General features: G+C 73.2%; 21 protein-coding genes. 10 read left to right on the top strand and 11 right to left on the bottom strand.

The annotated features are described in order from the left end of the window. Positions 1–58: 58 nt before the first annotated feature. From ABEA87_RS07290 to ABEA87_RS07270, 5 genes are all read left to right on the top strand, one after another. Entirely contained in the window at positions 59–1039 is a 981-nt protein-coding gene (locus tag ABEA87_RS07290) for an ABC transporter substrate-binding protein (protein ID WP_345627249.1), read from the top strand. A 61-nt stretch (positions 1040–1100) separates the two neighbouring features. Then, on the top strand, positions 1101–1913 hold the full coding sequence (locus tag ABEA87_RS07285; protein ID WP_345627248.1) for an ABC transporter permease: 813 nt from the start codon (positions 1101–1103) through the stop codon (positions 1911–1913). 5 nt (positions 1914–1918) lie between these two features. Continuing rightward, positions 1919–2794, top strand: a complete 876-nt coding sequence (locus tag ABEA87_RS07280; protein WP_345627246.1) for an ABC transporter permease — start codon at positions 1919–1921, stop codon at positions 2792–2794. Further along, the gene (gene mdlC, locus ABEA87_RS07275) at positions 2791–4395 is read left to right on the top strand and encodes a benzoylformate decarboxylase (protein ID WP_345627244.1); all 1605 of its coding nucleotides are present in this window, start codon (positions 2791–2793) and stop codon (positions 4393–4395) included. The genes ABEA87_RS07280 and mdlC overlap by 4 nt, the downstream gene beginning before the upstream one ends. Before the next feature lie 5 nt (positions 4396–4400). Further along, positions 4401–5159, top strand: a complete 759-nt coding sequence (locus ABEA87_RS07270; RefSeq protein ID WP_345627242.1) for an ABC transporter ATP-binding protein — start codon at positions 4401–4403, stop codon at positions 5157–5159. Positions 5160–5231: 72 nt separating this feature from the next. On the opposite strand, the gene ABEA87_RS07265 is transcribed toward ABEA87_RS07270, so the two are convergent. The 5 genes from ABEA87_RS07265 to ABEA87_RS07245 form a co-directional block, all read right to left on the bottom strand. Next, on the bottom strand, positions 5232–6662 hold the full coding sequence (locus ABEA87_RS07265; protein WP_345627240.1) for a UbiD family decarboxylase: 1431 nt from the start codon (positions 6660–6662) through the stop codon (positions 5232–5234). Positions 6663–6675: 13 nt separating this feature from the next. After that, complete coding sequence (locus ABEA87_RS07260) at positions 6676–7512, bottom strand: ABC transporter permease (protein ID WP_345627239.1); 837 nt, start codon at positions 7510–7512, stop codon at positions 6676–6678. Then, positions 7509–8366: an ABC transporter ATP-binding protein gene (locus ABEA87_RS07255; protein ID WP_345627238.1), complete on the bottom strand. Its 858-nt coding sequence runs from the start codon at positions 8364–8366 to the stop codon at positions 7509–7511. The genes ABEA87_RS07260 and ABEA87_RS07255 overlap by 4 nt, the downstream gene beginning before the upstream one ends. A gap of 10 nt (positions 8367–8376) precedes the next feature. Continuing rightward, positions 8377–9432 carry an ABC transporter substrate-binding protein gene (locus ABEA87_RS07250; RefSeq protein ID WP_345627237.1) on the bottom strand — a complete coding sequence of 352 codons (1056 nt, stop codon included), beginning with the start codon at positions 9430–9432 and terminating at the stop codon, positions 8377–8379. A 778-nt stretch (positions 9433–10210) separates the two neighbouring features. Next, a complete protein-coding gene (locus ABEA87_RS07245) occupies positions 10211–11578 on the bottom strand; it encodes a cytochrome P450 (protein ID WP_345627235.1) in 1368 nt (455 codons plus the stop codon). Between the two features lie 64 nt (positions 11579–11642). On the opposite strand from ABEA87_RS07245, the gene ABEA87_RS07240 reads away from it, so the two are divergent. The 3 genes from ABEA87_RS07240 to ABEA87_RS07230 all read left to right on the top strand — a co-directional run bounded on the left by ABEA87_RS07240 (position 11643) and on the right by ABEA87_RS07230 (position 13086). Then, on the top strand, positions 11643–12323 hold the full coding sequence (locus tag ABEA87_RS07240) for an ArsR/SmtB family transcription factor (RefSeq protein WP_345627233.1): 681 nt from the start codon (positions 11643–11645) through the stop codon (positions 12321–12323). A gap of 80 nt (positions 12324–12403) precedes the next feature. After that, complete coding sequence (locus ABEA87_RS07235; protein WP_345627232.1) at positions 12404–12673, top strand: hypothetical protein; 270 nt, start codon at positions 12404–12406, stop codon at positions 12671–12673. Continuing rightward, positions 12670–13086, top strand: coding sequence for a hypothetical protein (locus tag ABEA87_RS07230; protein WP_345627230.1), 417 nt, complete (start codon positions 12670–12672; stop codon positions 13084–13086). Before ABEA87_RS07235 ends, ABEA87_RS07230 begins: the two co-directional genes overlap by 4 nt. Before the next feature lie 89 nt (positions 13087–13175). Here the strand turns inward: ABEA87_RS07230 and ABEA87_RS07225 are convergent, their stop codons facing one another. The 3 genes from ABEA87_RS07225 to ABEA87_RS07215 all read right to left on the bottom strand — a co-directional run bounded on the left by ABEA87_RS07225 (position 13176) and on the right by ABEA87_RS07215 (position 16152). Further along, complete coding sequence (locus ABEA87_RS07225) at positions 13176–14291, bottom strand: coiled-coil domain-containing protein (protein WP_345627228.1); 1116 nt, start codon at positions 14289–14291, stop codon at positions 13176–13178. A 71-nt stretch (positions 14292–14362) separates the two neighbouring features. Then, positions 14363–15655, bottom strand: coding sequence for an APC family permease (locus tag ABEA87_RS07220; protein WP_345627226.1), 1293 nt, complete (start codon positions 15653–15655; stop codon positions 14363–14365). Next, positions 15652–16152 (bottom strand): hypothetical protein, encoded by a 501-nt coding sequence (locus ABEA87_RS07215; RefSeq protein ID WP_345627225.1) that lies wholly within the window; start codon positions 16150–16152, stop codon positions 15652–15654. Before ABEA87_RS07215 ends, ABEA87_RS07220 begins: the two co-directional genes overlap by 4 nt. A gap of 108 nt (positions 16153–16260) precedes the next feature. Between ABEA87_RS07215 and ABEA87_RS07210 the strand changes: the two genes are divergently transcribed. Further along, positions 16261–17250 (top strand): helix-turn-helix transcriptional regulator, encoded by a 990-nt coding sequence (locus ABEA87_RS07210; RefSeq protein WP_345627223.1) that lies wholly within the window; start codon positions 16261–16263, stop codon positions 17248–17250. 167 nt (positions 17251–17417) lie between these two features. On the opposite strand, the gene ABEA87_RS07205 is transcribed toward ABEA87_RS07210, so the two are convergent. After that, positions 17418–18713, bottom strand: a complete 1296-nt coding sequence (locus ABEA87_RS07205) for an MFS transporter (RefSeq protein ID WP_345627222.1) — start codon at positions 18711–18713, stop codon at positions 17418–17420. Further along, positions 18710–19249: an ArsR/SmtB family transcription factor gene (locus ABEA87_RS07200; RefSeq protein ID WP_345627220.1), complete on the bottom strand. Its 540-nt coding sequence runs from the start codon at positions 19247–19249 to the stop codon at positions 18710–18712. The genes ABEA87_RS07205 and ABEA87_RS07200 overlap by 4 nt, the downstream gene beginning before the upstream one ends. Positions 19250–20047: 798 nt before the next feature. Here ABEA87_RS07200 and ABEA87_RS07195 point away from each other — a divergent pair. Beyond that, positions 20048–21022 (top strand): tyrosine-type recombinase/integrase, encoded by a 975-nt coding sequence (locus tag ABEA87_RS07195; protein WP_345627218.1) that lies wholly within the window; start codon positions 20048–20050, stop codon positions 21020–21022. A 141-nt stretch (positions 21023–21163) separates the two neighbouring features. On the opposite strand, the gene ABEA87_RS07190 is transcribed toward ABEA87_RS07195, so the two are convergent. Then, positions 21164–22015, bottom strand: coding sequence for a helix-turn-helix transcriptional regulator (locus ABEA87_RS07190; protein WP_345627216.1), 852 nt, complete (start codon positions 22013–22015; stop codon positions 21164–21166). Between the last annotated feature and the right edge of the window lie 33 nt (positions 22016–22048).

Below are 22048 nucleotides of genomic sequence, written 5' to 3'. Positions count from 1 at the left end.
GCCTGTCCCCCGCGCCGTCACGCCGCTCCGCCTGCCGCCGAGAAGCTGGAGGATTGCCATGAGACGACACCGGCTGCGGTCGGCCCTCGCCGCCTGCTCCTTTCTGGTCGCGGGCCTCGCCACGGGCTGCGGGCATGCGACGAGGACGCCGGCCGGCCCGGGTCTGGAGAAGAAGACCATCACCGTCGCCGAGGTGCCGCTCGTGGACGAAGCGGCGCTACACGTCGCGGTCACCCAGAAGCTCTTCCAGGCCGAGGGGCTCAACGTGCGGGTCGAGCCGGTCACCCAGAGCATCGCGGCCCTGCCCGCGCTGAAGCGGGGCCAGCTCGACGTCATCGCCGGCGCCAACTACGTGACGTTCCTGCAGGCGCACCAGCAGGGCACGATCGACTTGCGGATCATCTCGCCCGGCGCCGCCGAGGCGCCCCGGTTCATGCAGCTGCTGGTGCTGCCGAACTCGCCGATCAGGACACCGAAGGACCTCGAAGGAAAGACCGTCGCCGTCAATATCCTCAACAACATCCAATCGCTGACCCTCAACGAGGTCCTCAAGGCGAACCACGTGGATCCGGCGAAGGTCAAGTACCGGGCGGTGCCGTTCCCGTCGATGGACAAGGCGCTGAAGAACCACGATGTCGACGCGATCCACACCGCCGACCCGTTCACGACGAATTTCCAGCAGGAACTGGGTACCCGCATGGTCGTCGACGGCGGCGGGGCACCGGTCACCGGCCTGCCGGTCAGCGGCTATGTCACCACGCGGGAGTTCGTCAGCAAGTACCCGAAGACGGCCGCGGCCTTCCAGCGTGCCATGGAGAAGGCGCAGTCCCTGGCCGGAGACCGGGCGCGGGTCAACGCCGTACTCCCGTCGTTCGCGCACGTGGACGCGGCGACCGCGGCGAAGCTGAACCTGCCCCAGTACCCCACGTCTCTGGACCCGGCCGGTTTCCAGCGGCTGGCCGACCTCATGCTCAGCGCGGGGCTGCTCAAGGGCGCCATCAACGTGTCGGACGTGCTGTTCCAGGCGCCGGCGAAGTGACCCGGCCACGCGTAGCGCACCGGGCACCGAGCGGGGTGCGGGTGCCGGCCCGGTCGCCACGATGACCGCGGGCGCCACGCCGCCGGGCCGTGGGAACGCGCGTACCGGCAGGTGGCTGCGCGGGTTGGCCGGGCTCGCGGCCGTGGCGGCGGCCAGCGAGGTCGCGTCGGTCACCGGGCTGGTCCCCCGCGCCTTCCTGCCGCCGGCCTCGGCGGTCGTGCTACGCGCGGCCACGCTGGCCGGGGACGGCCAGTTTCGCCTCGACGTCGCCGACACGTTACGGGCGTGGGCGGTGGGCCTGGCCGTCGCGGTGGCCGCCGGCGTGCCGCTGGGCGTGTTGCTGGGCAGCGTCCCGGTGGTCAATACCGCCATCCGTGCCGTCGTGGAGTTCCTGCGGCCGATCCCCTCCGTTGCCCTCATCCCGCTGGTCAGCCTCATTCTCGGGGTGGGCCTGGCGACCGAGTCGACGCTGGTCGCCTATGCCGCCATCTGGCCGGTGCTCTACAACACCGTCTACGGCCTGCGCGACGTCGACCCCGTCGCCACCGAGACGTTGCGGGTGTTCGGTTTCGGCCGCCTCGGCGTGTTGCGCCGGGTCTGCCTGCCGGCCGCCGCGCCGTTCATCGCCACCGGGGTCCGGCTGGCCGCCGGCGTCGCGCTGATCCTGGCGGTGGGCACCGAGATCCTCGCCGGGTTCGGCGACGGCCTCGGCGTGTTCATCGCCCAGGCGCAGCAGTTCCCGGACGGTACGACGGACGTGCTGGCCGGCACTCTCTGGGCCGGGCTGCTGGGGGTGGTCATCAACGCGGTGCTGGTCTTCGGCGAGCGGCGGCTGTTCGGCTGGCAGGTCGCGCTGTCCACGGCGGGGCGGTGACGGCGGTGGTGGCACCGGCTGGCCGCGGACGGTGGCAGGGCGCGGCGGCCGCCGCCGCGCGGCCGGTGCGTGGCGGCGCCGGGGCGCTGCTGGCGGTCGCGCACCGGTGGCTGATCCTGGCGGTGCTGGTGCTGGTGTGGGAGGCGGGTACCCGGCCGGCGCGCAACGTCTTCTTCCCACCGCCGTCGACGATTGTGGTACGGATGTACCACCTGTGGTTCTCGGGTCCGGCCCGGCACGGGTTCCTCACCGCCGCCGCGATCGGCAACATCCTGCCGAGCCTGGCCCGCATGGCGGTCGGGTTGGGCGTGGCCACCGTCGCCGGGGTGTTGCTCGGACTGGCCCTGGGCCGGTCGCGGCGGGTCTTCGCGTACCTGGACCCGCTGCTGCAGTTCCTGCGGGTGATCCCCCCGCCGACCCTGGTGCCGGTGTTCATCGTGCTGCTGCATCTGGGCACCCCGATGCAGGTGACGTCCATCGCCTTCAGCGTCGTCTGGCCGATCCTGCTCAACACGGCCGACGGGGCGCGTTCGATCGACCTGGTGCAGCTGGACACCGCGCGGGTGTTCCGGCTGTCCGCCGCCACCCGGCTCCGGAAGATCATCATTCCGGCGGCCATGCCGAAGGTGTTCGCGGGGCTACGGCTGAGCCTGACCCTGTCGCTGATTCTGATGGTCTTCTCCGAGCTGCTGCCGGGCACCGCCAACGGCATCGGTTTCGAGCTGACCGACGCGCAGAGTCGCTCGGACCTGCGCACGGTGTGGGCGGCGATCGTGCTCCTCGGGATCCTGGGGTACCTGCTGAACGCGCTGCTGCTGCTGGCCGAGCGCAGGGTGCTGGCCTGGCATCGCGCGGCACGGGATGGGGAGGGTCAGCCATGACCAGCGAGGTCAGCGTGCGCCGTAGCGTGTTCGACTTCTTCCGCCAGGTCGGGGTGACCACGATCTTCGGCAATCCGGGCTCCACGGAGCTGCGGATGCTGCGGGACTTTCCCGAGGACTTCAGCTACGTGCTCGGGCTGCAGGAGTCCGTCGTGGTCGGCGTCGCGGCCGGTCACGCGATGGGCACCGGCCGGGGCGCGGTGGTCAGCCTGCACTCGGCCGGCGGGGTGGGGCACGCGCTCGGGGCGGTCTTCAACGCCTACCGGGACCGGATCCCCTTGCTGATCATCGCCGGTCAGCAGTCGCGGACCATGCTGCGGACCAGGCCGTTCCTGTCCGCCGACGAGCCGTCCCTGTTTCCGCGCCCGTACGTCAAGTGGAGCGTCCAGCCGGACCGGGCGCCGGATGTGCCGGCGGCCGTGGCCGAGGCGTACCGGGTGGCGATGATCGCCCCGCGCGGCCCGGTGTTCGTGTCCGTTCCCGAGGACGACTGGGACCATCCCGCGCTACCGGTGGCCGCCCGCGAGATCCATGACGGCTTCACCGCCGACCCGGCGGTGCTGCGCGCCCTGGCCGAGGCGATCAATTCCGCGCGCCGCCCGGCGCTGATCATCGGGGCCGGCGTGGACGACGACGCCGCGTGGGAGGCGGTGGTCGAGTTGGCCGAGCGCACCGCCGCCGCGGTGTGGATCAGCCCGCTGTCCGGACGGTCCGGCTTCCCCGAGGATCACCGGCTGTTCCAGGGGTTCCTGCCACCGGTACGCGACCAGCTCGCCCGCCGGCTGGACGGGCACGACGTGGTGATCTGCCTCGGCGCGCCGATGTTCCGGTACCACGTGCACGCCGAGGGGCCGTACCTGCCGCCGGGGGTACGGCTGTTCCACCTGGACTGCGACCCGGCGCAGGCGGCGTGGGCACCCGTGGGCACCAGCGTGCTCAGCACGGTGCGGGCCGGGGTGACCGGGCTGCTCGACCTCGTGCGCCCCGGCGACAGGCCGTTGCCCGGCCGGCGGGTACCCGCGCCCCGGGCGGCGGCGCGTGACCCGATCACGCCGGCGCTGGTGTTCGACACGCTGCGGGATCTGGTGCCGCCCGACGCGATAGTGGTCGAGGAGGCGCCCAGCCACCGGGAGGAGTTGCACGCGCGGCTGCCCATCACCCGGCCCGGCGGTTTCCTGACCACGGGCAGCGGCGTGCTCGGCTGGGGCCTGCCGGTGGCGGTCGGCCGGGCGCTGACCGCGACCGGCCAGCGGGTGGTCTGCGTGGTCGGCGACGGGTCCAGCATGTACTCGATCCAGGCACTGTGGACCGCGGCCCGGCACCGGGTACCGGTGACGTTCGTCGTGCTGAACAACAACGGCTACGAGGCGGTCAAGGCGTTGGGCCGGCGCATCGACATCCCGGACGTGCCCGGCACCGACCTTCCCGGGATCGATTTCGTGGCCGTCGCCGCGGGGCTCGGCTGCCCCGGCGGCCGCGTGCCGGACGCCGCACGGCTGCCGCGGATGCTGGCCGAGGCGCTGGCCGCCGACGGCCCGTACCTGGTGGAGGTGCCGGTGACCGACAGCGGGCTGCCCGCGTACGACCCGTCGGCCGGGTGAGCGCCATGCTGGAGATCGACCGGCTCGGCCACGCGTACGCGGGGCACACCGCGCTGTCCGGGGTGAGTCTGCGCATCGCCGACGGTGAACTGGTCAGCATCGTCGGCCCGTCCGGCTGCGGCAAGTCCACCCTGCTGCGCTGCGTCGCCGGGCTGGTGCGGCCCACCCAGGGTCGCGTGCTGCTGGACGGCACCCCGGTCTCGGGCATTCCCGTAGGCCTGGCCGTCGTGTTCCAGGACTACAGCCGCTCGCTGATGCCCTGGCTGAGCGTTCGGGACAACGTCATGCTGCCGCTGCGCCGGCAGGGCACCAAGCAGCGGCGACGCGAGGCCGCCCTGGCCGCCCTGGACGCGGTGGGCCTGGCCGACGCCGCCGGCCGGTACCCGTGGCAGCTGTCCGGCGGCATGCAGCAGCGGGTGGCGATCGCGCGGGCCCTGGCCCGCCGACCCACCCTGATGCTGATGGACGAACCGTTCGGCTCGGTGGACGCGCAGACCCGCGAGGACCTGGAGGATCTGGTGCTGCGCGTGCGGGGCACCGGCATGACGATCCTGCTGGTCACGCACGACATCGACGAGAGCGTCTACGTCGGGGACCGGGTGGTCGTGCTGGGCGGTACGCCGGGCACCGTGCTGGCCGACCTGCCGGTGCGGCTGCCGGTGCGCGGGGACCAGATCACGACCCGGGAACTGCCGGAGTTCGTACACCTGCGGGCGGAGGTCGGCCGGCTGGTGCGCGGTCGCGCGCCGGCACCGGCCGACTGACCTGCTGATCGGCCGCCCCCGCCCCGCCGCTCGCAGCCCGCGCCGCGCCGCCGACCCGGCGCGCGGGGTGCCTCACGCGTCCAGTTGCGGCCATCGCTGGGCGGCGGCGCGCAGCGACTGCGGGGACGCCTCGGCCACCGGCGGGAAGTCGTCGAGGCGCTCGTACGGGCGGCAGGCGTCGATCAGGACGCGGCTGTTGTACCGCGGCCCCCCGGTGTACAGCGGGTCGACCCGGCTCCCCCACGTCCGGCGCATGATCTCGATGTCGGTGCCGGGGTCGCACCGGGTCGACGCGGCCCACATGACCTCGTCGAGCCGCCGCGGGTTGATGTCCGCGTCCACGGTGATCACGATCCGGTTCATGTACGCCGCGGACGGGTGCTGGGCGGCCAGGTAGCCGGCCTGCCGCGAGTGCCCGGCGTAGGCCTGCTCGATCGCCACGATGACGATGGACCGGCCGCCGCCGGCCTCGTGCGCCCACACTCCCGCGACTCCGGGCAGGCCGGCGTCCACGAGCGCATCGGTGATCATGGCGGATTTCATCACCGACCGCATGTACGAGTAGTCGTGCGGCGGCTTGCCGGGCGGCGCGCCGAGCAGGATCGGGTCGCGGCGGGCGTAGAAGCGCTCCGGTCGCAGGAACGGCGCCGGGGTGACGCCGCCGGAGTAGTAGCCGGTCCACTCGCCGAACGGCCCCTCGGGCCGGGTCTGGTCCGGGTACAGCCAGCCCTCGATGGCGATCTCGCTGGTCGCGGGGATCGGCAGCCCGGTGGCCTCACCCCGGACCACCTCGACCGGCGCGCCGCCGATCGCGCCGGCGTAGTTCAGTTCCGAGGTGCCCAGGGGCACCTCGGTGCCGGCGACGACCAGGAAGACCGGGTGGTGGCCGAGGGAGACCGCGACCGGGGCGCGGCCTTGCCGCTCGAACCACCGGCGGATGTGCTGCGCGCCGTGCTTGCCCTGTTCGATGTTGATGGTGGCGCCGGCGCCGCCGTCCTGGACCTGCATCCGGTACGCACCCAGGTTGATCACGCCGGTGTCGTGGTCGCGGGTGATGACCGCGCAGCCGGTGCCGATGTACCGGCCGCCGTCGCCCTCGTGCCACAACGGCGCCGGGATCCGCTCCAGGTTGATGTCCTCGCGCAGCACGGTGTCGAATACCGGGCCGGCGCCCACCTCGGTGGGGGTGAACTCGGCGGCGGCCGCGAGCCACCGTGAGGGCCGGCCGCGCAGCGTGTTCACCAGGTCGGCGTCGGAGTTGTCCGCGCCCAGATTCAGGGCGAGCCCGAGCAGGGCCGGGCCGGACAGGCTGGAGGTCAGCACCCGGGTGCCGCGCGGGTAGCCCGGAATGTCGTCGAACAGCAGGGCCCGTGGCGTGGCGCGGCGGTAGTTCAGTTGGCTGGCGGCGCCGATCTCCAGGTCGCGGTCGGCGCCGGCCAGCCGCGTCAGCAGCCCCGCCGCGTCCGCCTCGTCGAGCCATTCCCGCAGGTCGTACCGTGACATGCTCGCCCTTTCGTCAGCGGTTCGGCTGGCTGCCGGACCAGTGCGTCAGCCGGCGTTCCAGGTAGCCGATGGCGCGGGTCAGGATCAGCGCGACGACCGCCATGATCACGATGCCGGCCATGGCGCCGGTCATGTCGAAGTTCGCCGTCGCGGTCTGCACGAAGTACCCCAGGCCACCGCTGGCCAGGAACAGCTCGGCCACGATCGCGCCGACCAGGGCGCGGGCCAGCGCCAGCCGTACTCCGGTGAGGATGAACGGCAGGGCCGCGGGCAGCGCGACGGCGCGCATGAAGAACAGGCGGCCCGCGCAGAAGACCTCCGCGACCCGCACGAAGTCGCGGTCCAGGTGCTTCACGCCGGCGATCGTGTTGATGATCAGTGGCAGGATGCCCGCCCACACCACCAGCAGAACGCGGGAGGTGTTCCCGATGCCGAACCAGAAGATGATGATGGGCAGGAACATCACGTACGGCACGGCGTTGAGCACGTTGATGACCGGCTGGGCCATCTCGTCCAGGAACCGGACCCGGCCCAGCAGGACACCGATCGGGATGCCCGCGACGATCGTGATACCCAGACCCAGGCCGAACTCCAGGCCGGTCAGCCGCAGCGGCGCCCAGATCTCGCCGCTGCCGAACAGGTGCCCCTCGGCGGCGGCGATGCGCAGCGGGGTGCTGCTGATCGTCTCGTCGACGACGCCGGTCGACGCGCAGACCTGCCAGGCGGCGAGCATCACGAGGATGCCCAGGGTGCCCAGCAGCAGCGGCCGGCGGCGGCGCAGGAACGCCTTCGCCCGGGATCCGCGGGCAGCCGGCAGCGCTCGAGTCGCCTCGACGGTTGTGGTGGTCACGGCCCCTCCGTCCCGGCACCGCCGGGCACCGCGGCCGCCCCGTACAGGGCGGTCAGGATCTGGTCGCTGAGTTCGACGAACTCGGCGGAGCGTTTCCACTGCGCCCGGCGGGGCCGGGGCGCGCCGATCCGGATGTCGGCCCGGATCGACCCGGGCGCGGGTGAGAAGACCAGCACCCGGTCGGCCAGGAAGACGGCCTCCGCCACGTCGTGCGTGACGAAGATAGCGGTGCGCCGCTGCTCCGCCCCCTCGGCCTGCCACACCCGCACCAGCTCGTTCTGCATGATCTCGCGGGTCTGCGCGTCCAGCGCGCCGAACGGTTCGTCCAGCAGCAGCAGGCTCGGCGCGGTGACCAGCGCCCGCGCCAGGTTCACCCGCTGCCTCATCCCGCCGGACAGTTCGTGCGGGTACTTGCGCTCCGCGTGTTCCAGGCCGACCAGCCGGATCAGTTCATGGACGCGTTCGCGCCCCGGCCGGTTGAGCCGGCGCTGGGCCTGCAGGCTGAACTCCACGTTCTGCCGGACGGTGCGCCACGGGAGCAGCGAGGCGTTCTGGAACACCAACGACCGGTCGGTACCCGGGCCCCGCAGAGCCTTCCCGGCCAGCCGGATCGTGCCGCCGTGAAGCGGTACGAGGCCGGCCAGCGCTTCGAGCAGTGTGGTCTTTCCGCAGCCGCTGGGCCCGACGATGACCACGAACTCGCCCCGCGCCACGGTGACGTTGAGGTCGCGCACGGCCAGGACGACCTCGCCCGTACGCGGCGACGGGTAGCCCAGGAACACGTGCTCGACGCGCAGGGCGTCCGGGGTCGGGCCGCCGGCCGGTGGCTGGTCGGGACGCGAGAGTGTCGACATGGCGGGCTCCTCAGCGGGAGGGGAGCGCGCTCGCGGCCGACGGTGCCAGAGTGCCGTTCGGATACAGCCGGTTCAGGGTGCCGTTGCTCTTCAGCGGCGCGGTGAACGAGTTGTCGATATACGGGGTGACGTCCGCCGGCGCGGTCGCCTTCGCCTTCGCGGCCGCCTGGGTGAAGGCGTCCTTGATGACGTCGGTCGGCACAGACGGGTCGGTGGCCCACACCGAATTGAAGAATTCCCAGGAGTACTCGGCGAGGTCCGGATCCGAGTTGCCGCTGTACTTCTCGATGATGCTGACCGCGCCCGCCTTGTTGTTGTGCAGGTACGCGAGGTTCTCCGCCTCGGCGGCCATGAATCTGGTGGCCGCGTCCCGGTTGTTGGCCAGGAACTTGTCCGTGGCGGTGAACGCGCCCAGCGCGAACGGCAGGTCGGACAGGGCGCTCAGGAGGTGGTATCCGCGGCCTCGGGTCTGGGTGCCGTTCGGGGGCTGGGTCAGGATCGCCGACACCGCGTTGCTCTCCAGCGCCGAAATCTCGCCGGGGATCGTCTTGACGTACGCGGTGGTGATGTCGTTACGGGGCAGGCCGGCCTGGGCCAGCAGTGCGGTGAGCCCGAAATCGGCCTCGGAGCCCGGCGCGGTGATGGCCACCTTCTTCCCCTTCAGCGCGGCCACGGACCGCACCGACGGGCTGGCCCACATCTCCAGGTTGTAGTGCGCCTGCGACATGCCGATGAAGGTGAGCTTCTCGCCCTTGAGGATCGCCGCGGCCGTGCTGCTGGCCGGGCCGACGCCGATCTGCACGCTGCCCGACAGCAGGGACGGCACCAGTTGGGTGGCGTCCGGCAGGTGCTTGAGCGTCACCCGCAGACCGTGTTTGGTGAAGATGCCGTCCTGGACGCCGACCTCAAGGTCGGAGTAGCCGGCACCCGGCGAGGTGTCGGCGACGGTCAATCTGATCAGTCCGCCGCTGGCCCGCGCCGCCGATCCGGTGTGCTGCGCGCACGCCGTCAACGACACCGCGACGGCGAACCCGACCGCACCCGCCAGGACCTTACCGACCTGCATGTGACACCACTCCTCGCCGAGCTGACGTTGCCCTTGTGGAAGTCGTGCGCCGCAATTACGGAAGTGAGCCGGGCCGATCACAGGCGCGGATCGTGCCAGCACGTTGTCGACACTTGGAACTTTTTATCCGCCGACGGGTAAAGTCAAGATTTTCGGCGCTTTTCGCTGTGCATCCGAAACCACCCGCCGCCGCGCCGTGCTGAAGGGCCTGTTCACGGCCTTTTGCGCCCATGGCGTCTTTTGAGGCGCGGCACGCGGGGTGGCACCGGGCGGCGACCCGCTCGGGTCGCGGCGCGGCTACGGTGACCTGAGCGCACCAGCCATCGCCACGGGGGTCCATTGTGGAGACAGCCCGCTTCGACCTGCCGACCGGACGCTGCCCGCCGCGCTCGGCCAGGTCGAGTCGACGCAGCCGTTGCGGCACAACGAGGGCAACGCGGCGACCGGCGGGGTCTCGCGGGTACGCGGCCCGGCCGGCACCGCCGAACTGCTGACCACCCGGCAGCGCCCCGACGGCACCATCGAGCTGTGGCTGGCCGACGCGCCGGTGGCGCCCGCCGGGCATCTCCTGGCCGGTGCCCCGGCTGGCCGATTTCGCCCGGCAACTCGGTGCCGCGCAGGCCCGGTGGGCCGGGCGGGTACCGGACCTGCCGTGGCTGTCGCGGCACTGGCTGGACCAGTACCTGACCGGCCGGCGGTTCCCCTCGCCCCTGGACGACGTGCCGTGGGGCCACCCGGCCGCGGGTGCCTGGCCAGAACCCGCTCGCCCGTTGGCGCGTCAGCCCTTTGGGGCGGCCGCGTCGGTGGGCGTGAGGTCGCCGACCGCGTCGGCGTAGAACACCGACCCGGCCAGGTGGAAGGCGAGCTGGCGGAAGCTCCACCCGGGGCCCGGTGACCGGTCGAGCTGTTCGGCGGTCAGGTCGTCCAGGCGCCGCGCCCAGATCAGGGCCAGCCGGCTGAGCCGGCTGCGCGCCTCGTCGAGGTCGTGCGCGGTGAACGGGGCGAGGTCGGCCGGGGTGGTGACCATCGAGGCGTGCCAGTGATCGGGTGGCGGGGCCTGGCCGGCCAGCCGGGCCTCGATCTCGGCGAGGTGGTCGACCAGGTGGTCCGCGACCCGGCGGATCGCCTTGTGCGGGGTGTAGACGCGGTCCCCGGCCGGCCGGGGGCGCCCGTCCCAGGCGGTCCAGGTCCCGGCGCGGGTCAGCACCTGCTCGACCAAGCCGGTGACCAGGGTGGCCGGGGCGTCAAGATACCGGTCGAGGACTCCGGCGGCGATGGCCAGCGCATGCTCGGTTCCCGGGCACGCGCGGGGCGCGGCGCCGAAGGTCAGGGATGCCGGGCCGGGGCGCCGCGGGTCGAAGACGTCCGGGTCGGCGAACACCGCCGGGTCGCGGTTGGCGGCGGCCACGTCGAGCACGACCCGCTCGCCGGGGGCGAGGTTCGCGTCCGCGACGCGGGTGGCGGCGGTGGCCACCCTGTGCAGCGCGGGTACCGGCGGGTCGTGGCGCAGGGTCTCGGCCAGCAGCGCCTCGACGCCGGTTGCGGCCGGGCAGCCGACCGCGGCCCGCCGGGCGTGGTCGACCAAGGTCGCGGTGGCGTCGCAGGCCTGCACGAGCAGCCCGATCCGGTTGGCGGCGACCTCGGCGGCGGCCCGCGCCGCCTCGGTGGCCCCGGGCGGCGCGGGCGCGCCGGCCGCGACGCCACCGTCGAAGCCGTCGTGGCCCGTGGGGCCGGTGGGCAGCATGAGGGGCAGCAGTCGGGCCACCGCCCGGTCGGCCGCGGGGTCGGCGGCGTCACCGAAGTACGCCCCCGCCACGACACCGATCGCCTCGGCGACCGCGTCGGGGTCGGCCAGCCCCAGCGCCTGGGCCAGGGTGCGCACCGCGACCCGGCGCGGGTCGGTGTCCGGGTCGCCGGCCGCGGCCCGCCGCAGCGCGGCCGGGTCCAGGCGAGCAAGGTCGGCCACCACCAGCGCCCGGCGCCGGTCATGGGTCTGGCCGTGGCTGAACCGGGCCACCGTGGCGCGCAGCCAGGCCACTCCGCCGGTCGGCCCGGGCGCGGCGGCGGGCGGCGGGACGAGGCGCGGGTCGGCGAGGGCTGCCTCGACGTCGGCGTACCGGCGCAACCGGTGGGGGGTCGTGGTCATGCGGCGACGGTAGGGCCGGAAAGGTTCGGTGGGTGCCGAACTGTGCCGCGGGCATGATGGGGGCATGTCTCTGGCTGTGACCGCGGGGCTGCTCGCCGACCGTACCCGGGCGGCGTTCTGCCTGGCCCTGCTCGACGGGCGGGCCTGGACCGCGGGTGAGCTGGCCCGGCGGGCCGGGGTGTCGGCGTCGACCGCGAGCGAGCACCTGTCCCGGCTGGTCGGCGGTGGCCTGCTGGTGGAGCAGCGCCAGGGCCGGCACCGGTACGTGCGGCTGGCCGATCCGAGGGTGGCCGCCCTGATCGAGGATCTGTCGTCGTACTCCCCGCCACCGCCGAAGCCCCGCGGCATGCGGGAGTCGGTGCGGATGAGCGCCGAGGCGCGGGCCCGGACCTGCTATGACCACCTGGCGGGCGCGCTGGGTGTGGCCGTCGCGGACGCGATGTTCGGGCGGGGGCTGATCGCCGACGACCGGGGGCTGGTGGTCACCGGGGCGGGCGTGGCGTGGCTGGCCGAGGCCGGCGTCGACGTGACCACCCGGCGGGGGTCGCGGCCGATGGTCCGGTCCTGCCTGGACTGGACGCAGCGGCGCCCGCACCTGGCCGGAGTGATCGGGGCGGCGCTGTGCGACTGGACGCTGAGCCGCCACCTGGTCGAGCGGGTGGGGTCCGGGCGGGCGCTGCGGGTCACCACGGAGGGCCGGCGCGCCTTCACGGACCTCCTCGGCATCACGCTCGAAACGGAGTAACAGGGGCAAATCCGGCGTCGCGAGGGGTCCGCACCCGCGACGCGGGTCGCCGGGCCGCCATCGATTGGTAGGATCGCGGTATGACCGCCAAACGGAGCATCAGTGTCCCCGACGACGTCGCCGCCTGGCTGGACCAGCAGGGCAACGTGTCCGCCGCGGTCACCGACGTGGTGCGCGCCCACATGCACGCGGAGCGCACCGACGAGGTGCTGCGGGCGGCCGGCTTCGACGTCACCGAGGCGGGCAAGCGCCGCTGGCGTGACCGGCTACGCGAACCCATCCCGGCCGAGGCGCTGAGCCAGGCCCGCCGGATGCTCGGCCGCGACGCCGCCGCCGGCGAAGCGGCGTGAGCGATGTCGCGGCGGTTCTGGACACCTCGGCCCTGCTGGCCTACGTCGCCGGCCACGTCGCCGTCGGCGAGCTGATCGCCGAGATCAGCGATGAGCGCCGGATGCTGGGCGTACCGGCGGCGTGCCTGGCCGCGGCCCGCGCGGCGGTCGACGACGACACCTCGGCGGCGCACCTGCGGCTGCTGACCACCGCCTCGGCCATCGTGGTGCTCGCGCTAGAACCCGACAAGCTGGGCCGCGTCGACCCGGTCTGGCACGTGGGTGAGCTGGCCCGCGCGGCAGGCGGCGACCTGGGCGTCGGCCACGCCGCCCGGGCGGCCCTGGAGCACGAGGCGTACTACGCGACCACCCAGCCGCGGCGCGCCGCGGCGGTCCTGCCGCCGGGCTGGGGAATCCTCGACCTGGCCGGCTGAGCCGTCGCCGACCCGAACCCCAGCGGGCCGCCGGGGTTCGCCCCAAACCGTTGGATGGCCCCAGCCGCCCCAAGGTCACCCGCTCAACGTCACCCGGCCGGCGGGGCGGGCGCGGCGGCGGGGGCCGGGCCTAGCGCGGCCAGCAGCCGGTCCACCCGTGCCTCGGCGACCGACAGGCGCGCCGCGGTCGACTCGGCCGCCTGCCTGTCGACGGCCGCCGCGGCACGCGCCTCGACCAGGGACTGGCGCAGCCCATCGATCTCGGACCGGTCCGCGTCACGCTGCCGAGCCGCCCGCTCCACCTCGGCGACCAGGGACTGGGCCCGCGCGTCCAGCGACTGGGCCCGCTCCCCCGCGGCCCGCGCCTCCCGCTGCGCCTCGTCGAGGCGCTGCCGCAGGTGCCCGGCCTCGGTCTCGGCCAGCTCCGCCCGGCCCCGGGCGGCGGCCAATTCGGTGCGCGCCGCGGCCTCGGCGGACCGGGCGAGTTCCAGCTGCCCGCTCAGCTCATCCAGCCGCGCCTGGGTCCGCGCCGCGGCGCGTTCGGCGTCCTCGCGCCGACGCGCCTCGCCGGCCTGCGCGTCGACCGCCGCGGCGGCGACGGCCTGCGCCTGCCCCCGGTCGCGTTCGTGCGCGGCCACCAACGCCATCGCCTCACGGACCCGTTCCTCGGCGGAGCGCTGGGCGTCGGTCGCGCGCCGCTGCGCGTCGTCGGTGGCCTGCCGGGCGCGTTGCTCGGCCTCGGCGGCGCGCTCCTGGGCCCGGTCCCGGTCGGTCTCGGCCTGCCGCTGCTGGTGCGCGGCCCGGGTGGCGTCCGCGGCCGCCGTCTCGGCCCGCCGGTCGGCCTCGGCCGCGGCGCGTTCGGCCTCACCGATGCGGCTCATCGCGCCGGCGGTCAGGTCGTCCAGGCCGTCCTGCACCTGGCCGAGCAGTTCGGTGACCGGGTCGGTGGCCTCGGCGAGCCGGTCGGCGAGCACCCGCAGCGCGTCCAGTGGCGCGTCGAGGCCGGCGGCGCGGCGCCCGGCGCGTTCGGCGGCGGCCATCTCCTTGCAGCTCTTGCCGCCCGGCCAGGTCTGGTCCGGGCAGTACCGGTACTTGGGGCCGCGCCCCTCGCGGTGCGGCAGGACGCGGCCGCACTGGCTGAAGCCGCACTTTGGTTGGCCGGGGGCGGCGGGGGCGGGCACGGGCTCGGTGATCTCGACGGTCACCGCCCCACCTTAGGCAGCCCCGCGGACCGGGCGGCGCGCCGATGCCCGCCGGCGCGCCGACCGGTGCGCTGCTACCCGGGCGGCACGGGACCGGTGGCGCGACGCCGACGCAGGTACACCAGGGCGCCCACGGTCACCAGCAGCGGCCAGAGCAGGTACCGGCCGGTCAGGACGAGCAACGCGCAGACCGCGACCAGCGCGACCAACGCGCAGCGGCGGGCCACCCCGGCCGGCAGCAGCCGCAGGGCCGCGGCCGTGCCCAGCGCGTACACCGTCACGAACGACCCGGTGGTCAGCAGCACGAGCGGCCGCGGGCCGACGCCGGCGACCGTCGCGGCGGCCAGCGCGAGACCGGACAGTCCCGTCACCGTGGCCAGGCTGCGCCGCGGCACCTCACCCGCGCTGCCGCCCCGAGCCAGCCAGGCCGGCAACGCACCGTCGCGGCCGAGCGCCGCGCCGAGTTTCGCGGCCCCGGCGACGTAGGCGTTCATCGTGCCGAGGGTCAGCAGCAGCGCGGCGGCCGCGGCCAACGCCTGGACTGTGCCGCCGATGCCGAGGGCGAGCAGTTCGGCCAGCGGGGCACCGGTCGTGCCGGCGGCCGGACCGAGCACCAGCACGCTGGCGGCGGCGACGGCCAGGTAGAGCACGCCGACGACCACGACCGCCACGCCGGTGGCCCGGGGCAGATCCCGCCCTGGGTGGCGGAAGTCGGCGGCCAGATGGGTGATCGCTTCCCAGCCGGCGAAGCTCCAGACCAGCAGGGTCGCCGCCCCGCCGATCGCCAGCCAGCCGTGCGGGGCGAACGGCCGCAGGTTGTGCCAGTGGGCGTGCGGCAGCGCGGTGAGCGCGGCGGTCAGCAGCAGCGCGACGAGCAGGACGGCGAGCACGAGTTGCAGGCGGCCGGAGACGGTCACACCGAACCCGTTGGCCACCGCGACGACGATCAGCAGCACCGCCGCGGTGGCCGTCACCGTGCGCGCACCGCCGCCGAGCGCGGCCGCGACGTACGCCCCGGCGAACATGCCCGCCGCCGGGGCCCCCGCCGGTACGGCGAAGTAGAAGCACCAGCCGACCACCGCCGCCGCCCGGGGGCCGAAGGCGTGCCGGACGTAGGTGGACACGCCACCCCCATCCGGGTACCGCGCACCCAGCGCGGCGAAGGTCGCCGCGAGCGGCACCGACAACAGCACCAGCCCCAACCAGGCCAGCAGCGACGCCGGCCCGGCCGCCTGCGCCGCCAACGCGGGCAGGGCGATCACGCCGGTACCGAGGACCGCGCCGATGTACAGCGCGGCCCCCTGCCAGACACTCAGCCGCCCGACCGATGCGGCCGTGACGTCGCGGGCGTCCACCCCATCGATCACGCGGAACCTCCCGGGACCCGCCGCAGATCCATCGTCCAGTTAGTCTCCCAGTTCGTCGCGCCGTCAACCGAGAACGCCTGCTCCCAGTGCGCCGAAGTCGGCGTGATCCCCGACCAGATGAACCGGCACCGGATCGGGGTGCCCTCGTGGGTGTCGTCGCCGTAGAACTCGCCCCGCCCGTCCTCGCCGAACCGACCGCACACGGGCGGCTGCAACAGGCCGGTACGGTTGCTCACCCAGTTCAACGACCACTCCTCGCGGACCGGGTCGAACAGCCGCAGCGTCAGGCCGGTGAAACCCCGGGTCGGAAAGGTGATCTCGTCCAGGTTCGCGGCCCCGGCGAACAGGGTGCTGTGACACACGGCGGTGGCCGGGAACTCGTCCCACTCGGTGCTGCCGGTCAGCGGCGCGACGAGTCGCCGGTTCGTCACGTCCCAGGTGCCCACCAGGAAGTCGAAGTCGCCGATGCCGGGCTTACGGGCGGATGGGTTGGTCACGGTGCTGGTCCTCTCGGGGGAAGCCGGTTGCCGGGCGAATGGCCCGGCCGGAAAGTTAGCCCGCCATCCCTGACAACTTGTGTCAGTGGAGCGCGGCAGACTTCCCCCATGCGTGCGAGCCGGCTGCTGTCCACCCTGTTGCTGCTCCAGGCCCGCGGGCGGCTGACCGCCCAGCAACTGGCCGACGAGCTCGAGGTGTCCGTGCGCACCGTGTACCGGGACATGGAGTCGCTGGCCGCGGCCGGTGTCCCGCTGTACGGCGACTCCGGCCACGACGGCGGTTACCGGCTGGTCGACGGGTACCGGACCCGGCTGACCGGGCTGACCCGCGACGAGGCGCAGGCACTGTTCCTGACCGGGCTACCCGGAGCGGCGGCCGACCTGGGGCTGGGCACCGTGCTGGCCACCGCACAGCTCAAGCTGCTGGCCGCGCTGCCCGACGAGCTCCGCGACCGGGCCGGGGCGCTGCGGCAGCGCTTCCACCTGGACACCTCCGGCTGGTACGCCGCGGCGGATCCCACTCCGCATCTGGCGGCGGTGGTCGAGGCGGTGTGGCACCAGCACCGGGTGCGCATCCGCTACCGCCGCTGGAAGGCCCCCCAGGAGGTGACCCGGACGCTCACGCCCTACGGGGTGGTGCTCAAGGCCGGCCGCTGGTACCTGGTGGCGGGCCAGCCGGAATCCGTGCACACCTACCGCGTCTCCCAGATCCTGCGGATCCGGGTACTGGAGGACCACTTCGACCGGCCACCCGGGTTCGACCTCGCCGCGCACTGGGCGTGCTATCTCGACGAGTTCGACGCCCGCCGCTACCAGGGTGAGGCGGTGCTCCGGCTGTCACCGGAAATCCTGCGACGGCTGCCCGACCTCATGGAACCGGCGCTCGTGCGCGCCGCCCGTGACAGCGCCGGACCGCCGGGCCCCGACGGCCGGGTCCAGGTCGTCATCCCGATCGAGTCCGTCACGCACGCCGCCGGCACCGTGCTGCGCCTCGGCGCCGACGCCGAGGTCCTGGCCCCCGCCGAGCTGCGGGCGCTGATCGCGCAGACGGTCACCGCACTGGCCGAGACGTACCGGGGCGCACCAGGCCCCACGTGACGTGCCGTGCCACCGGCCGCACCCGTGTGGCTCGCCGCCTACGGTCCGGTCGCGCCGGTGGCCAGGGCCCGCGACCGGACGCCGAGCCGCGCTCAGCGCAGGCTCGACGACCTCGCGCAGCCCTACCCGGCCGAACTTTCGTGACGCCTTCCGCTGTCGCGAAAGCGTCACGCCAAGTCGAGTACACGCTCCTGAACGGAATCTTCGGATTCCGCCAGCTCAGGACCGACGGTCGAGGCGGCAGCACGCAGCGCCGCCTCGACCCGGTGGTTGCTGGTCATGGTCGCGGTGACGGCGGTCATGGCCAGGAGGAGGCCGGCGGCGGCGTAGAGCGGGGTGCGGATGTCGTAGGTGGTGGCAAGCCAGCCACCGAGGAAGGCGCCGAACGGGGCGGCGCACATGGCGAGCATGCGGGAGGTGGAGGCGACCCGGCCCATCAGGTGGGGCGGCACGATCGCCTGGCGGAGGGAGGGCCCGAGCACCATCGTGGCGCCCATGCCGGCCCCGCAGACGGCGAGCGCGAGCCCGGCCACGTACGGATTCGGGGCGGCGGCAAGCCCCAGAATGGCCAGCCCCTCGACCGCGGCCGTGCAGGTCAGCGCGGTGCCGGTGCCGAGTCGTCGGCCAAGGTAGGAGGCGATTCCTGCGCCGAGCAGGCCGCCGGTGGCGTCCGCCGTGAGGAGCAGACCGTAGCCGTAGGTGGCGATGCCGAGACGGTCGTGCGCGAAGAGAGCGAGGACGGTCTCCACGGCGAGGAAGGCGATGTTCCCGACCGCCGGGCGCAGCGCCAGCCCGAGCAGCAGTCGGTCCCGGAAGACGTACGAGGCCCCGGCTCGTGCCTGCCGAAGCAGCGACTCGCGGGCCTCCGGTGCGGGCCGGGGCTCGGCGGGAAGCGACCGTACCAGCAGTGCGGAGAGGGTGAACGACACCGCGTCGGCGAGCAGCGGAACCGCCCGCCCGAGCGCGAGCAGCGCACTGCCCGCGGGCGGCCCCGCGAAGCCGGACATGGCGGTCTGGGCGCCGCGTAGGCGGGAGTTGGCACGCTCCAGGAGGGCCGGGTCGCGGCGGAGCAGCTCCGGCAGATAGGCCGTGGCGGCCGTGTCGAAGAAGAGTCCGCCGAGGCCGAGGACGAAGGCGACGGCCGCGAGCAGCGGAATGCTGAGCACGTCGAGCGCGGCGGCCGCCGCGGGTATCGCGAGCAGCACCGCACGCGCCACGTCGGCGACCCACATGGTGCGCCGGCGGTCCCAGCGGTCCACCAGCGCACCGCCCAGCACCCCGAAGAGCAGCCACGGCAGCGTCCCGGCGGCCGTGACGACGGCGAGTGCCATCGGATTGCGAGTTAGCGTCAACGCGAGCAGTGGCAGCGCGGCCTGTGTCACCCCGTCGCCGAGCGAGGACACCGTCTGCGCGGTCCACAGTCGTCCGAACCCAGTCGGCAGCTTCCTGGCATCCAGGGTCATTGGGAGTCTCCCTCGGCCTGCTCGCGCGGCGCCGGCCGGAACAGCGCGAAGGCGAGCGACGCGTCCGGCAGCGATGGATCGGACAGCTCCCGGTACTCGTCCGCCAGTGCCTCCAGCCGCGCCCCCAGCTCCGCGAACTGCTCCTCGGTGAGCCGCAGATGCGCCAGCTGTACGTGCCGCTCGCCATCCACCGGCGCTGCCTCCAGGTCCGCCACCGCATGCCGCATCAGCACGTCGGGCTGCCCCGCCCCCGGATCCGGCAGCACGATCGCCCGCGCGGCCATCGCGTAGTACCGCTCGGTGACCCCCCGCACCTTCCGCGTCCGCACCACCGTCACCAGGCCGGCCCGTTCGAGCAGCCGCACGTGATAGCTGGAGCTCCCTTTCGCGAGGCCGACCCGCTCGGCGATCTGCGTAATCGTCGCCGGCTCGAAGCGGAGCACGGCCATGATCCGGTGACGCGTCAGATTGGAGACGGCGCGTAGCTGCTCGTCGGTGGTGACGTGAAACGTCTCGGGACGTTCATCGATAGGCATGCGAGCAATGGTCAACGATTCTTGACCATTGCGCAAGGGGGGTTCGCGCGGGCTTCCGGAACCCGCCGTCCGGCGCGCGAGGCCTCCTGCGCAAGGTGATCGTCCGCACCACCCGCGACCTGCTGCCTGACCCGGGCCGCTCAATCACCTCGATCGCCAAGCCGTTGGACCTGTCCCCGGGCAACCGCAACTACTCACACCCGGCGGCCCTGAGCCGCCCCCACCTCGACCGTCGGCGTGGAGAAATAAGAATTATGCCTATTCCGTAATCAAATACGTTCGCGTGTAATTGCATTAAGGATCCCTCACGCGTGTTAGATAATGTCCGTTATCCTTCACGGACGCGCGACGCGACACCTCGGGGTACCGGTGGGGCTGTGTTGGCTCAACGCATGGTGCTGCGCCCTCCGCAGCCGCGTCCGACAGGCTGCGTCGCGCCACCCGGGCGCAGCGGCGTGAGCGCCACCGCGCTGACGCCGAAGAGTGGGCCACGGCGGAGCAACGCGGTTTGCTGCTTCACGTGTCCGTGGAGGGATCTGCTGCCGTTTCCTGGACGACGTCGACCGTGACCTGATTGCGCTGCGGCGGACCAGGGGGTTGAGGAACATCCGTGTCAGATCGTGCGCTAAGCCCTCGTCGGCCCTGGTGGGCGGCTGACGGAGCGGCGGCGGCCCGACCCGTCTGAAGCCGTCCCACAGATAACACTCCAATATCTGCGGTAGCTTGATGCGTCACCTGCGGTGACGTTCTCTGGTCGCTGCGTGAAGTGGCCCTGTTATCTGCGGCAAGGGGGAAGTGGTGCCCACCGTCGTGCAGCTGCCAGCGGGGAAGGCGTTGACCGTCCGGGCTGCGGCGGACGTGTTCCTTGACTCGCTCGGCAACCCGAACACAGTCCGGAACTACGGGATCGGGGTCGGCAAGACCGCCGAACGCCTCGGTGAGACCCGTCCGCTGGCGACCGTGGCGGACGACGAGATCGGTGAGGCCCTGGAACTGCTGTGGGGCACCGCGGCGGTCAACACCTGGAACACCCGTCGGGCGGCGGTGCTGTCCTGGCTCGGCTGGTGCCGGGATCGTGGCTACGAGGGACCTGCGGTGCCGGCTTGGGCAAAGCGGCTGGCCGTGCCGGACTCCGAGACCCCGGTTCGGTCAAAGATGGCGATCGACCGGCTGATCGCCCGCCGGAAGGTGCACCTGCGGGAGAAGGCGCTGTGGCGGATGCTCTACGAGACCGCCGCGCGGACCGAGGAGATCCTGGGCGTCAACATCGAGGACCTGGACCTCGCCGGTCGCCGCTGTCCCGTCAAGGCCAAGGGCGCTCGCACCAAGGCCCGCCGCCGCGGCCAGGCGCGTGAGGACTACGTGTTGGAGACTGTGTACTGGGATGCGGGCACCGCCCGGCTCCTGCCGCGCCTGCTGCGCGGCCGCACGCGCGGGCCGGTGTTCGTCACCCACCGACGCCCAGGGCCCGGCAAGGTCGTCAGCCTGCCGGACGTCTGCCCGGATACCGGCTTGGCACGGCTCTCCTACGGCCAGGCCCGTGCCCTGCTGGACGAGCACACCGCCATTCGTGGGCCGGGCACCGGCTGGGATCTCCACGAGTACCGCCATTCCGCCCTGACCCACCTCGGTGAGCAGGGCGCGTCACTGCTGATGCTGATGGCCAAGTCGAGGCACAAGAAGCCGGAGAACGTCCGCCGCTACTTCAAGCCCTCTGCGGAGGCGATCGCTGAGGTTACCCGCCTGCTCGCCCCCGGCGACAGCAGGCGCTGAGGGTCTCTCGCTCGCTGTTGCTCGGCCGCCCCGACGCAAGCGTGGCGCAGGGGCCGATGCACATTGAGCGGCAGCTGGGTCGAATCGGACGCGTCCTGAATGGCGGGTGCCGTACGTGACCGGACTGCCACCCGGCTCGACTCAACCGGGCACGTCCATACGCTGCGTGCCGATCACCGACAGTAGCCGTAGCGCCTCCTCTGCGGGAGAACCGGGCTCGGCCGTGTAGATCACGACTTGTTGGTCTCGGTCGGTGATGTCGAGGACATCGCAGTTAACGGTGATGGGGCCGATCAGCGGGTGGTGGACGGTCTTGTGCAGAGTGGGCTCGGCGAGTATGTCGTGGGCGGTCCACAGCCGGGCGAACTCCGCGCTGCCGACGAGGAGGTCATCCACCAGCGTGGCTACCTCGGGATCTTCGGGGTAGCGGGCGGCGGTGACACGCAGGTGCCGGGCCGCGGCGCGGGCAAACGCCTCCGCGTCGGACGGGTCGTACAGCAGCCGCTCCCGCGATTGCGGTGCGAGAAAGGCACGGCGCACGAGGTTGCGCTCGTGCCGGGACAGAGCGGAGAAGTCCTCCAGGAGAGCTGCCGCCAGGTCGTTCCAGGCGATCACCTCGTAGGTCGCGGACAGCACGATCGCCGCGGCGTGCGGCAGCCGCCGCAGCAGGTCGAGGATGCTCTGCCGCACTTCACGTGAGGGCCCGGCCGGCGGACCGGGCGGGGCGCCGGCGAGATAGTGCAGGTGGTCGCGCTCGGCGTCCGACAGGCGCAGGGCCCGGGCCAGACCGGCAAGCACCTCGCGCGACGGGCGCGGGCCCCGTGCCTGCTCCAGCCGGGTGTAGTACTCGGTCGAGATGAACGCCAGCTGCGCCACTTCCTCGCGCCGCAGCCCCGGGGTACGGCGGCGCGGCCCGGCGGGCAGACCCACGTCGGCAGGGGTGATGCGCTCACGCCTGCTGAGCAGGAAGCCAGCCAGCTCTCGTCTGTCCACGCCACCCAGTGTGCGCTGGTGCCGCGGAGCTGA

This window comes from Rugosimonospora acidiphila (assembly GCF_039543385.1).
Lineage (GTDB): Bacteria > Actinomycetota > Actinomycetes > Mycobacteriales > Micromonosporaceae > Rugosimonospora > Rugosimonospora acidiphila.
The sequence above is the reverse complement of the archived record's forward strand: the minus strand, read 5'-3'. Positions and strand labels throughout refer to the sequence as shown.